This window comes from Saccharothrix syringae, assembly GCF_009498035.1.
Lineage (GTDB): Bacteria > Actinomycetota > Actinomycetes > Mycobacteriales > Pseudonocardiaceae > Actinosynnema > Actinosynnema syringae.
In genome coordinates this window covers 7,544,305-7,557,582 of sequence record NZ_CP034550.1, presented here as the reverse complement: position 1 = coordinate 7,557,582, position 13,278 = coordinate 7,544,305, and the positions used below count along the sequence as shown (strand labels likewise).

5 protein-coding genes are annotated in these 13,278 nt (G+C 70.7%); all 5 read left to right on the top strand.

Going from position 1 to position 13,278, the window contains the following annotated elements; genetic code table 11:
- The first annotated feature begins 184 nt into the window (after positions 1-184).
- The 5 genes from EKG83_RS31895 (at position 185) to EKG83_RS31875 (ending at position 13,276) form a co-directional block, all read left to right on the top strand.
- Positions 185-1,450 carry an MFS transporter gene (locus EKG83_RS31895; RefSeq protein WP_033429231.1) on the top strand — a complete coding sequence of 422 codons (1,266 nt, stop codon included), beginning with the start codon at positions 185-187 and terminating at the stop codon, positions 1,448-1,450.
- A gap of 154 nt (positions 1,451-1,604) precedes the next feature.
- The gene (locus EKG83_RS31890; protein ID WP_033429232.1) at positions 1,605-2,093 is read left to right on the top strand and encodes a YbaK/EbsC family protein; all 489 of its coding nucleotides are present in this window, start codon (positions 1,605-1,607) and stop codon (positions 2,091-2,093) included.
- Positions 2,094-2,458: 365 nt separating this feature from the next.
- Positions 2,459-10,159: a type I polyketide synthase gene (locus EKG83_RS31885; RefSeq protein WP_211269021.1), complete on the top strand. Its 7,701-nt coding sequence runs from the start codon at positions 2,459-2,461 to the stop codon at positions 10,157-10,159.
- Positions 10,128-11,399: a kinase-like protein gene (locus EKG83_RS31880; RefSeq protein ID WP_153278581.1), complete on the top strand. Its 1,272-nt coding sequence runs from the start codon at positions 10,128-10,130 to the stop codon at positions 11,397-11,399. Before EKG83_RS31885 ends, EKG83_RS31880 begins: the two co-directional genes overlap by 32 nt.
- The gene (locus EKG83_RS31875; protein ID WP_211269022.1) at positions 11,396-13,276 is read left to right on the top strand and encodes an FAD-dependent oxidoreductase; all 1,881 of its coding nucleotides are present in this window, start codon (positions 11,396-11,398) and stop codon (positions 13,274-13,276) included. Before EKG83_RS31880 ends, EKG83_RS31875 begins: the two co-directional genes overlap by 4 nt.
- Positions 13,277-13,278: the final 2 nt, after the last annotated feature.

The following is a 13,278-nucleotide window of genomic DNA, read 5'->3' as shown; positions in this document are numbered from 1 at the left end:
CACCGCCGTCGTCCGCCGCCACCCAGGACCCCCGGGAACAGCCGGGCGGACCGCAGCCGACGAGCGCGCGACGACAGCACTTCGACCGGCACGGCGTCGATCAGGATTTCGGTCGGATGGATCTGAGTACGACAGTTTGGTATCAGCCCTACCGGCTTCGGTGGCCATGTGGTTTCGTCCCCGCATGTCAATCGTGGAGACCCGCCACCGCCTGCCAGTCCGCAAACTCGTCGCAGCATCGATCGGCAATGCAATCGAATGGTACGACTGGACCATCTACACCACGTTCAGCATCTACTTCGCGACTCAGATCTTCCCCAAGGACAACCCCCAGCTGGCTTTGATCAACACGTTAGCCACCTACGCGCTCGCGTTCTTCTTCCGCCCGCTGGGCGGGTACCTGCTGGGCAGGTTCGCCGACCTGCGCGGCCGGCGGGCGGCGATGCTGCTGACCATCATCCTGATGGCCGCCGGTTCGGTGGTCATCGGACTGCTGCCCACCTACGCCGCCGTCGGGTGGCTGGCTCCGATCCTGTTGCTGCTCGCCCGGGTGGCGCAGGGCCTGTCGGTGGGCGGTGAGGTGTCCAACGCGTCGGCATACCTGGCGGAGATCGCGCCGCCGGAGCGACGCGGCCGGTACTCGTCGTTCTTCTACGCCTCCACCGGTGTGTCGGTGCTGACGGCGTCGTTGCTCGGGTTCGTCATGGCGCGCACGCTCGACCCGGCACAGCTCGCGACGTGGGCGTGGCGCGTGCCCTTCCTGATCGGCGGGGCGCTCGGCCTGGTGGGTCTCTGGCTGAGGCGGAGCCTGGAGGAGACCGAGCAGTTCGAGCAGAACAAGGTGAAGGCCCGGCAGGTCCGCAACCCGCTGCTGATCACCCTGCGCGAGCACCCGAAGGCCGTCGGGCGGCTCGTGGGTTTCACCATGCTGTCGACGCTGTGCTACTACACCTTCTTCAGCGCACTGACGCCGTTCGCGGTGTCCAAGCGGGGCGCTGACCCGGTGGACGTGTTCCTGGCGGTGTCCATCGCGACGGTCATGTTCATCGCCCTCCAGTACCCGGTGGGCGCGCTGGCCGACCGGATCGGCCGCAAGCCGCAGTTGCTCGTCTGGTCGGCCGCGACGGCGGTGCTCGTGGTGCCGCTGTCCACGCTGATCGGCCCGAACATCGGCAAGCTGCTCGTCGTGTTCTGCGTGGGCGCGGGCCTTTACACGGCCATGACGTCCATCGCGCCCGCCGTGATGAGCGAGCTGTTCCCGACCGAGCTGCGGGCCCTGGGCATCGGCTCCTGGTACAACCTGACCGTCGCCCTGTTCGGCGGTACCGCGCCGCTGGTGATCCAGGCGCTGCCCGGCACCACGTTCTTCTTCTACGTCGCGGGTGCCGCCGTCATCGCCTTCCTGGTGATCCTCACGATGCCGGAGACCAAGGGGAGCGAACTGCGCTGAGGACCCGAGACCGCGACGGCACCGGGTCGTCGGCGCGCCCGAACGCACGGCGCTGCCCCGCCGGTCGCTCCCGACTCGACCGGCGGGAAAGCCGCGATACCATTCGGCCATTGCTCGCATTCCCGAACCCTATCGACGAGAAACGCGGACGACGATGACCTCGGACGACACTTACCGCAAGCTGACCACCCTGCTGGACGAGCGGGGTGCCGCCTATCGGGTGATGGAACACCCTCCGGAGGGGAACACCGAGGCCGTGAGCCTGCACGCGGGGTACGACCAGCGGCAGGCCGCCAAGTGCATCGTCGTCATGGTGAAGGTCGGCAAGAAGGAGACCCGTTACGCGGCGATCGTCCTGCCCGGGCCGAAGCGGGTCGATTTCGCCAAGGTGAAGGCCCTGTTCGGGGGAACGTACGCGTCGTTCGCCCCCCGTGAGGTCGCCGAGGAGTTGGCGGGGTGCCCCGTGGGTTCCATCCCGCCGTTCTCGTTCGACGAGCGCCTGACGCTGGTGGTGGACCCCGAGGTGCTCCAGCATCCCGAAGTGTTCTTCAACGCGGCCCGTCTTGATCGTTCCATCGGCCTGGCCACGAAGGACTACGAGATGATCGCCCAGCCCCAGGTCGAGGCGATTTCTCAGACCTGATCAAAGCCGCGTCGACCTGGGTTGATCGCTCTTTTGATCGATATTCCACCCGATGCCGTATCCGCCAACCGAGTGATATGCCGGCGTCCGGCTACCCGTCCGGACGCCGTTCGGTTCACGTTCGGTGACCGCTGGTCCGGGGCTGGGCAGCGGCTTGACGGACCCCAGTTGAGCTGATACTTTTCAAATCTTGATGTGACTAATCTTCGCATACCCGAAGAATGGTGTGTGCGAGGATTGTCGATGTGCCGGAAAGCCTTGGGAGTCGTGGTTCCAGGTATTAACCCCAGGGTAACAGTACGCTGGTTCCATGATGACGTCTCTGTACTCGGAGAAGGCCGGACGGCCTCAGAGGGGGTTGTCGCGTGCTGCGCTCCGAGGAAGAGGCGAACGGGCATCGAGGCATCGAGTCGATTGTTGTCGCGCGCCGGGAAGACGTGGCCCTCCGATTATTCGCCTTCCCGCACGCGGGCGGCGACCACCACGCCTTCGCCGACTGGCCGTCGGGGTTGCCGGAGGACGTCGAGGTGGTCGCGTACTCCTTACCCGGGCGGGGTCGCGACTGGGACAAGTCCCCCCACCAGCGGTGGGACGACCTGGTGGACGACCTCGCCGACCTCGTCCTCCGCCACTGGGACGGCACGCCGTTCGCGTTCTTCGGGCACAGCTTCGGCGCACTGGTCGCGTTCGAGGTGTGCCGCCGCCTGGCCGACCAGGGCCGGCGGACACCTGAAGTGCTGTTCGTTTCCGCGCACTGCGCCCCGCACCTCTCCGGGCGCGACCGGGCGAGGTTCTCCCTCCCCGAGTCGGAGTTCCTCGACCTGGTGCGGGCCTGGGGCCTGGTGCCCGAGGGAACGCTCGCCGACGAGGAACTGCTCCGCATCGTCCTCCCGCCGCTGCGCGCCGATCTGAAGCTGGACGACGAATACGTCGCCGAAACCGGCGCGGTGACCGGTCGAACACTGCCCGTCTCGTGCGTCGTGTACGGCGGAGCCGATGACCGCACGGTCGACGTGGACGAACTCCAGGCGTGGCGCGAGCACTTCTCCGCCGACATCCCGTTCGACCTCGAACTTTTCCCAGGCGGCCATTTCTACACCATCAGCGCGCGCCCCGCCCTGCTCGACAGCATCGGCCGGCACCTCGACCGCGCCAAGACCCGGATCGGCCCGTCGATCACCCTGCCCGGAAGCCCTTACCCCGACCCGGGCCGCTCGATCTGGGCGCGTTTCCGCGAACAGGTGGCGTCGGCGCCGGACGCCCTCGCGCTGGTCGACCACCCTCGCCGCTGGACCTATCGCGAACTCGCCGACAGCGCGACCGCGCTCGCCTCGGAACTGGCGGCGCTCGGTGTCGGCAAGGGCGATGTGGTGGGCCTGTTGTTCCCCCGCTCGGCCGAGTACTGCGTCAGCCTGCTCACGTGCCTCGGCACCGGTTCCCCCGCCTGCCTGCTGGAGAAGAACTGGCCGACATCGCTGCTCGCCGAGTTCCTGGAGAACGCCGGTGTCGAGATCGTGCTGACGACCGCCGAACTCGCCGAACTCCTCCCGCTCTCGTTCCGCACCCCGGACCGGCACCTGGTGCTCACCGCGGACCGCCGGCGCGACCCGCCGCCGGTGGAGTTCCCGGATGTCGCGCCGGGCGACACGGCGTTGATCTCGATGACCAGCGGCACGTCGGGCACGCCGAAAGCGGTGCTGAACACCCACCTGGGTTGCCTCTACTGCTTCGACGCGCGTTACGAGCTCTACCCGTACCAGGAATCGTCCTGCGAGGGCCTGAACGCGTTCTTCGCGTGGGAGTGCATTCGGCCGCTCCTCCAGGGCAGACCGGCGGTGGTCATCCCGGACGACCACATCGTCGACCCGGTCCGGCTGATCGACACGATCGTGGAATCCCGCATTACCCGTGTAGTGGTACCGCCCTCGCTGTTCGAAAGCGTGCTCGACCACCCGTTCGTCGGCCCGAGCCTCGCCGAGCGCCTTGCCCACATGGAAGTGTGGTTCCTGATGGGCGAGGTTGTGCCGAACCGGATCGTCGACAAAGCCGCCGCCCTGCTGCCGCCGCACGTGCGGCTGGTGAATTCCTACAGCACGTGGGAATGCCTGGACATCTCCTTCGCCGACCTGCTGCCCGCACGACCCGACGAGACCGTCCGCTCGCCGTTCGCGCGCGTCGGTCGCCTCCTGGACGGCAGTGCGGCGGTGCTGCTGAACGCGGACGGCGAACCCGTCCCGCTCGGGGGAGTGGGCGAGCTGCACTTCGCCGGTCCGGGTGTCGGCGAGGGCTACCTGAACGACCCGCGGAAAACCGCGGAGCGGTTCGTGCCCTGCCCGGACGCGCTGCGCGACACCGCGTTCGCCGACGCCACCTTCTACCGCACCGGCGACCGCGCCCGGTTCCTGCCCGACGGCGAGCTGGAAGTACTGGGCCGCGCCGGGGACGTGGTCAAGGTACGGGGTTTCAAGGTGTCGCTGCGCGCCGTCGAACACGTCCTGGCCGACCAGCCCGGCATCGCCCGCGTGGTCGTGCGCGCCGTGCTGGACAGCCGCACGAACCAGCCGACCGGCCTGCTCGCCTACCTCCTCGGTGAGGAAGGCCGGCCGTCGGAGACCATGCTGGCGCGGTCCCGGCTCAAGGCGAAGCGCGACTTGCCGGAGTACGCGCGTCCGCGGCACTTCATCGGCCTGGACAGCCTGCCGATCAGCAAGAGCGACTCGCGGAAGCTCGACCTGTCGGCGCTGCCCCCACCACCGGCGGAGGAGGACGAGGATGGGCCGGCGGACGCGCTGACCACCATGGAGCGGCGCATCGCCCGCGCGTGGCAGGAGGTCCTGGGGCTGCGGCGCGTCGAGGCTGACGACAACTTCTTCGACGTGGGCGGGGATTCGCTCAGCGCGGCGCGCCTGTCGGGCGTGCTGGCCGAGCGGTTCGGCATCTCGCTCGCGGTCGTCGACGTCTTCCAGTTCAGCACGCTGAGCGCGATGGCCGCGCACTGCTCCCGCCGCGAGGCGGACGGCGATGCCGTCCCGGCGCGACGCCCCTCCGGGGCGGGGACGACGAAGCTGGCCGTCGTCGGGATGGCCGGGCGCTTCCCGGGCGCCTCGACGATCGAGGAGTTCTGGGAGAACCTGAAGAACGGCACCGACTCCCTGACCGAGTTCTCGTCGGAGCGGTTGCGCGACAAGGGCGTCCCGGAGCACATCGTCAACCACCCCGAGTGGGTCGCGGCGGGCCAGGTCGTGGCGGACGCGGACAAGTTCGACGCGCAGTTCTGGGGCATCGGTCGCAGCGAGGCCGTCATCATGGACCCGCAGCACCGCGTCTTCGTGGAAACCGCGTGGTCCGCGCTCGAACAGGCTGGCTACGCGCGCAGGGACAACCCCTATCGGCGGCGCACCGGGGTGTTCGCGGCGTGCGGCATCGACGGGTACTTGATCCACCACTTGGCGGGCGGCGGCCTGAAGGACCCGCTGGACCCGACGGGCCTGTTCCTCACCGAGATCGGCAACGAGAAGGACTACATCGCCACCAGGGTCGCCTACCTGCTCGACCTCGGCGGCCCGGCGATGACCGTCACCTCGGCGTGCAGCAGCGCGCTGGTGGCCGTGGCGCAGGCCGCGCAGGCGATCACGTCCGGCCAGTGCGACATGGCGATCGCGGGCGGCTCCTCGCTCACGTTCCCCAACTTCGGGTACCGCTACGCGGACGGGTTGGTGGGCAGCGCCGACGGCCGCGTCCGGCCGTTCGACGACGGCGCGAGCGGCACCCTGTTCGGGGACTCGGTCGGCGCCGTCGTGCTGAAGCGGCTCGACGACGCGCTCGCCGACGGTGACCACGTCTGGGCCGTGCTCACCGGGTTCGGGGTGTCCAATGACGGCCGGATGAAGGCGGGCTACGCCGCGCCGAGCGCCCGCGCGCAGGCGCAGTGCATCTCCGACGCCATCGAGATGGCCGGCATCGACGCCGAGCGGATCTCCTACGTCGAGTGCCACGCGACCGCCACCCACGTGGGCGACGCCATCGAGGTCAAGGCACTGCTCGACGCGTTCACCGCGCACCGCGCCGGCGACGGGTTCACCGCGGGTAGCTGCGCCATCGGCAGCGTCAAGGGCAACATCGGCCACGCCAACTGCGCGGCCGGGATCACCGGCTTCATCAAGACCGTGCTGTGCCTGCACCACCGGGTGCTCACGCCGACGGTGAACTACCGGACGCTCAACCCGAAGCTGGTGGACTTCGTCGACGCCGACGGGTCGCCGTTCACCGTGCAGGAGACCTGCCGGGAGTGGGCGGTCACCGACCCGCGGACCCAGTTGCCCCGGCGGGCCGGGGTGTCGAGCTTCGGCATCGGCGGCACGAACGCCCACGTGATCCTCGAAGAAGCCCCCGAACGCGCGCCCGACGAGCCGTCGTCGCGGTCGCTGCACCTGGTGACGGTGTCGGCGCGCGGCGAGGGCCCCTACCACCGCAACGCCACCGCGCTGGCGCGCTTCCTGGAAGGGGTCCCGGAACCGGACGTCGCCCCCGCGATCCGTTCCTCGCACGTGGACCGCGAAGCGCACCCGTTGCGCGGCAGTGCGGTGATCGCGTCGGGCTCCCTGGACGAACTGCGCGCCCTGGCCGAGCACCCGCCGCACGTGACGCTGCCGCCCGGTCACGTCGCCACCGTGGCGTTCAGCTTCTCCGGCCAGGGTTCGCAGGCCGCGGGCATGGCGCGCGGCCTGTACCGGGGCCGCGGCGACGGCGGCCGGTTCCGGTGGCACTTCGACGCGGTCGGCGCGAGCCTGGCGCGACACCTGCCGGAGGACCCGGTGGCGCTGATCCTCGGCGCGGACGACGAGTCGGTGCAGCGGCCCGTCACCACGCAGTGCGGGCTGTTCGCCGTGGAGTACGCGCTCGCGATGACGTTGACCGACATCGGGGTGCGGCCGGTGGCGGTCGCCGGGCACAGCATCGGCGAGTACGCCGCCGCGGTGGCGGCTGGGGTGCTGGCACTGGACGAGGCATCCGCCCTCGTGGCCGTGCGGGCGCGGGCGACGGAGGACATGCTCGCCGGGGGGAGCGTCGGCGGGATGCTCAGCGTCGTCGGCGACGAAGACCTCCTCGCGGACTGGCTGGACGGGCGCGAAAACCTGTGGTGGGCCGTGGAGAATTCATTTGGGCGGATAGTTCTGTCGGGGACAGAGGGTGCACTGCTGGAAGCCGCGGAAGCGTTGCCCGCACTGGGTTTCACCGTCCGCCGCGTGCCGGTGTCCCACCCGTTCCACAGCGACCTGATGGCTCCCGTCGCGGAACGGCTCGACGCGGCGGCGTCCGGCCTGGAAGCGCGGTCGCCAATTGTTCCGCTGGCCGCCAACCTCACCGGCACGTGGCTCGATTCCCGGTATCGGCCCCGGACCTACTGGGCGAAGCACGTGACGTCGACGGTCCGGTGGCGCGAGGACGTCGCCATGCTGCTGAAGTGGGAACCCGACGTCGTCCTGGAGATCGGCCCCGGGAACGTGCTCACCTCGTTGACCGCGAAGATTCTCCGGCACCGCGGTGAGACCCGGCCGCTGCCGGTCGCGACCATGCCGGACGTGAAGAACGGGGACCGGGACGACGAGGTCGCGTTCCTGAGGGTGCTCGGTGAGCTCTGGTGCCGCGGGGTGGACCTGGATTTCGCGGCTTTCCACGAAGGGGAGCGCTCGATCCGCCGCCTGCTGCCGACCTACAGCTTCGAGCCGACGAGCTACTGGACCAACCCGTCGGCGTCGATCCACGTCGACCCGCGACCGCAGGAGACCGCGCCCGCGCCGACCCCGCTGGTGCGGTTCGCCGCTAAGCCGGACGCACGGGTCAGGCTCTACTGCTTCCCCTACGCGGGTGGGAATTCCGGTGCGTTCCGGTCGTGGGCGCGCACGGCGCCGTCGTGGCTGGACGTCATCGCCGTGGAACTGCCCGGACGTGACGCCGCCGCCGGTGCTGCCGAAGACGACGCCGCGGTGCTGGAGGAGTTGGCCCGGCACATCCGCGCGGACGCCGGATCAGGCGCGGTCGCGTTCTGCGGCCTGAGCTTCGGCGCGTCGCTCGCCCTGGATCTGTTGGGCGGCCCGCTGTCGGACTGGGCCCGGCAGGGACGGGTGACGGCCGTCGTCGCGGTCGGCCGCGCGCCGCTCGCCGGCGGGGCCGATCCGGCGGAGCCGGAGTCGTACCTGATGGTTCCCGACGAACTGCGGGACGACCCGGCGTGGCGGCGGTCCGTGCTGCCGGTCCTGCGCGCGGACCTCGCCTTCGACGCCCGGTCCGCCCGGCGCGCCGCCGATCGCGGGCAGGTGCTCGAATGCCCGCTCCAGGTGCACTGCGCGACCGACGACCCGTCGTTCCCCCTGGCGTCGGCGACGGAATGGGCCGCGATCACCACCAGCCCCGTCGTGGACGTGCACACCCACCCCGGGGCGCACGACTTCATGCTGCACCGGCGGGACGCGGTCCTGGAGAGGATCACCGCGTTCCTCGGCCGCCTCGACCCGGTGGACCCCGGACCGGGGCTGCACGAGGTCCGCTGGGTGCCCGCGGGTCGAGCCGCCGACGCGCCCGACGTGCCGTGGACCGAACTCGCACCCGACGCGGCGCGGTTCTTCCGCGACCACCTGACGGGTCCTCGGGCGCATGCTGCCCTGCTGTGCCCGCCGTCGGCGGACGCGCCGCCGACAGAGCGGTGCGCGGTGCTCCTGGAGCTGCTGAAGTCCCTGCTGCGGGCCGAGTCGCGCGGCAGGCTCGTGTTGGTCCTGCCCGCGGACGCCGACAGCGGGCTGGCCACCGGCATCACCCGGTCGCTGGCCCACGAGGAACCGGGCCTGACCGTGCAACGGGTCTACGTCCAGGACTGGCCCGCCGACCGGCCGGCGTGGGTGGGACCACTGCTGCGCGCCGCGCGTTCCCACCCGGACGAGACGGACCTGGTGTGGCGAGGCGGACACCTGCTGGCCCAACGGCTCCTGCCCGTCCCCTCACCCGACCTGCCGCCCGGCACGCTCGGTGGTGCGACCGGGAGCTACCTGGTCACGGGCGGCACCGGCGGTATCGGCCGGGTCGTCGTGGACTGGCTGATCCACCACCAGCACGTGGCGCCCGAGCGGGTCGTCGTGTCGGGTCGCACCGATCCCGGCGTCCTGAGGCCCGGTGTGCGGTTCGTGCCGATCGACTTCGCCCGCCCGCTCGACGTGCCCGTGCTCGCCAACGACATCGGGCCGCTCGCGGGGATCTTCCACCTCGCCGGAGCGCTGGACGACGGTGTGCTGCGCAACCTGGACGCGTCCCGGTTCGACGCGGTGCTCGCGCCCAAGCTCGCCTTGGCAGACCTGGCCGGGCTGGGCGCGCCGTGGACGGTCGCGTTCTCGTCCACCAGCGCGCTGCTCGGCGCGGCCGGTCAGGCGAACTACGCGGCGGCGAACGCGTGGATGGACGCCTACGCCCGGTGGACCGCCGACGCCCCGGGCGTCGTGACGGTCGACTGGGGCACATGGGGCGAGGTCGGCATGGCCGCCCGCAGCGCCAAGGCCCTGAACTCGGCGCGCGCGGCCGGCGAGGCGCCGCTGGCGTCCGAGACGGCGCTCAACCTGCTCGGGAAGGTCGTGGCGGCCGTGCTGTCCGGCGCTTCGGGCCGGGTGTTCGCCGCGTGCGACGTCGACTGGAGCCGTGAGCCCTGGGTGGGGCTCCCGCTGGTCGTCGGCCTCCCGACGTGGCACGGGGCGCCGCGGGCGGACTCGCGCCCGCCGGGGCGAGCTGCGGGGGAAGTCGCCGAGAAGGTGGTGGGGTTGGCCGCGGAGCCGGTCACCGAGGTGGACCCCGTCCGCGAGTTCCTGAGCGCCTACGTGTACCGGTGGGACGAGTCCGAACTGCTCGCCGACCTCGGCCTGGACTCGCTGGACTTCGTGCGGATCCGGGGCGACTTCGCGCGGGCGTTCGGCGAGGACGTGCCGCTCGCCGAGATCGCGCGACCGGACCGGCGGCTGGACGAACTCCACTCGTTGCTGTCAGGACGTCGAGGTGCTGGGAAGGCGAGCCGTGTTGTCGGGTGACGTGGTGCGGGACGAGGACGTCCTGGACGAGATCGACCGGTGGAGCAGGAGTGAGCCCAGCCTCGACGCACCGCCCTTCCTGCTGTCCGCCGAGGCGTACGCCGCGCTGCGGGCCCTCCACGGGGACGACGACCGGTTCACCGCGGGGTCGACGTGCCACCGGGCGGCGGTCGAGCGGCACCTCGCCCCGGTGTTGCGGGACATCGCGGAGGGACGTCCGGCGAGCGCGGACGAGCTGCGGATGCTCGCGGAGACCACGCGCGTGGACCCCGTCCAGGCGGCGTTCGGGGCCGACCCGTCACCGGACGTCGTGCTGGAGCGGTTGAGGCTGCTGGCGAGCGTGTGGACGCCGTTCAGCCGGTGGTGGCGGGACTACTTCGCGGACACGTCGGACGCGCCGGTGGTCGACCTGTGGCAGCTGTACCTGCCCTTCGCCCGGTGGATCGTGCGGGAGAAGCGCTCGCGCCGCCCGGACGGGCTGTTCGTCATGGGGTTCAACGGCAGCCCCGGCGCGGGCAAGACCGTGTTGACCACGGCGCTGACCGTGGTGGTGGACCAGCTGCTGGACGTGGCGACCGAGGGGCGGGCGATCGCCCGCAGCGGCGACGACTGGTACCTCGGCCGCGCCGACCGGGAACCGTTGCGGGCGCTCGGGTACGACCCCGGCGTGCCGGGTGTGACGAACCGGTCGTTACCGGGCACGCACGACCTCGACTGGCTGCTGCGCAACCTGGCGGAACTGGAGCGGAGCACACCGGGTTCCGTGGTGCGCATGGGGAACTTCGACAAGCGGATCGACGACCAGCCGACCGGCGACGACCGGTTCTTCGAGGTGCGCGGCAAGGTCGGGGTGCTGCTGTTCGACCTGTGGTTCGCCGGGGCGCGAACCGACGTCGACCCGATGGTGGTGCCGGACGGCCTGGGCCGTCGCGTCGCGGAGCACCTGCGCCGGTGGCGGCCCGTCTTCGAGCGGCTGGACGGGCTGTGGGCCTTCGACTGGCCCTCGTTCGAGCGGATGACGCGGGAACGCGAAGCCCAGGAGCGCCTGGTGGAGCAACGCCGGGGCACGCGCGGGATGAGCCGCGAAGGCGTTCGCGCGTTCATGTCGTACATGGTAGAGCGGTCCTGGGACTGGCGGACCACCTCGCCCGTCCCACCCGAGCAGGCGGTCACCTTCAGGGCCTGGCGGGATACGAATCACCGTGTGATCGCAGTGCAACGAGGAGGTCGGGCAACGTGACGCAGCACCCGAGGGCGTCTTCCGCCGAACCGGCGGCTCCCCAGTCGTTCGCCATGGCGGACGTGGTGCGCCAGTACCGCGAACTGGTCGAGGAGTCGGGTTCCGGGTTCGTCCACGACACCCTGATCGCCGGCGGCGGCGCCGCGGGCGCGGGAGTGCTCCGCGATCTGGCCTCCCGGGGCAACGCCAGCGCGATCCTGGTCGACCGCGGCGCGTTCGGCGGTGAGACGTCGAGCAAGACCGGCAAGGCCATCCACCCGGGCATCAGGTACCTGCGGATGGGCTTCCACCGGCTCCTGCTGGCGTTCGGTCTGCGCAAGGACCCGAAGATCCAGCAGTCGTTCACCGAGAACCTGCGGTCGGCGTGGCTGGACCTGAAGCTGGTCTGGTACGGCACCCGCGAGCGGAGGATCCTGATCGACACCACGGGGACGACCGTCGAGGAAATCCCCAACGTGGTGTTCGTCTTCCCCGACAGCCCGGAGAAGAAGTGGGCGGTGTTCTTCGGCATCACGCTCTACGACCTGTTCACCACGGTGTGGGCGTGGAGCGGCCTCGCACCGAGGTTCGGCAAGGTCAGGTTGTTCCTCAACGGCAGATCGGTGCACCGCGAGCTGCCGCACCTCGCCGCGGAGCACGTGCTGGGCGGCATCGAGTACTGGGACGGCAAAGCGAACAACGACAAGATCCTGGTGCTCAAGGCGATCCGCGACGCGTACTACCGCGGCACCGCCGCCCACCCGATCCGCGCCCTGTGCCACGTGGAGTTCGACAGCTACGAGTGGCGGCCCGAGGAAGGCTGCTTCCTGGTCACCCTGGCGCGGCGCTTCGACCACGACGAGCTGCCGGAGAAGGTGACCGTCAAGGCCCGCACGATCACCAACGCGGCGGGTCCGTGGCTGGACCGCACGCGCAACCGGACGGCCCGGCCGGACGGGCGCACGTCGGTGGTCTACTCGCGCGGCACGCACCTGGAGGCGACCAACCGGTTCATCCACGAGAGCCTGGCCCGCGACCCCCGCTTCCAGGTGGGGCTGGTGCCGCTCAACCCCGAGCGGCAGCACTACCTGCGGCCGTTCCACCAGAACGGGATCTGGTACATCCAGCTCACCACCACCGACCGGGCGCACACCGACCCGGACCTGGTGGCGCCGGTGGAGGACGAGGTCGAGGAGCTGCTGCACTCCTACAACGAACTCGTCGAGGACCGCTGGAAGATCGACCGGCGGGACGTGTTCAACGTCTTCTGCGGCATCCGGCCGCTGGCCGCGAACGAGAGCGGGACGATCGCCGTCAAGGACATCTCCCGCATGTTCCGGATCAACCGGCACGAGCGCGGTGGCGGCCTCGTCCTGGACCTGATCAACGTCAAGCTCACCGAGTTCCGGTGGGCGGGTCGGGAGGTGGGCGAGTCGATCGCCCGCGAGCTGCGGCGCAGGGGGGTCAAGAACCTCGGCCCCTCCACGACGCACCGGATGGCGCTGCGGCCGGTCGCGGGCGAGGAGCGGTTCGCGATCCACCGGGCCGACCACCCCCGCGGCGACCTGGAGTTCATCCGCGCCAAGGTCCGGCACTACGTCGACTACCAAGCGGCCTACAGCTACGCGGACTACCTGCTCAACACCGGTGCCATCAGGGACGCGGTGGTGTTCGACGCCGAGGGCCGGTGCGACGTCGACCGGGCCGTGCTCGACCTGGTCCTGGCCGAGATGGGATCCCTGCTGGGGTGGGACCAGGCCCGGTGCCGGCGCGAGTGGGAGCTGTTCGCGGAGGTCTACGAGCGCAACATGGCGTTCTGCGACCTCGGTGACCGGCTGCGCGACCACCGCCGGGACGGCGACGACGTCCGCGCGTACAACGCAAGTGGGATCGGGTGACC

What these genes read in the sequence shown, in the direction of transcription:
- EKG83_RS31895 (WP_033429231.1), top strand. Translation starts at nt 185, where the DNA reads ATGTCAATCGTGGAGACCCGCCACCGCCTGCCAGTCCGCAAACTCGTC.
- EKG83_RS31890 (WP_033429232.1), top strand. Translation starts at nt 1,605, where the DNA reads ATGACCTCGGACGACACTTACCGCAAGCTGACCACCCTGCTGGACGAG.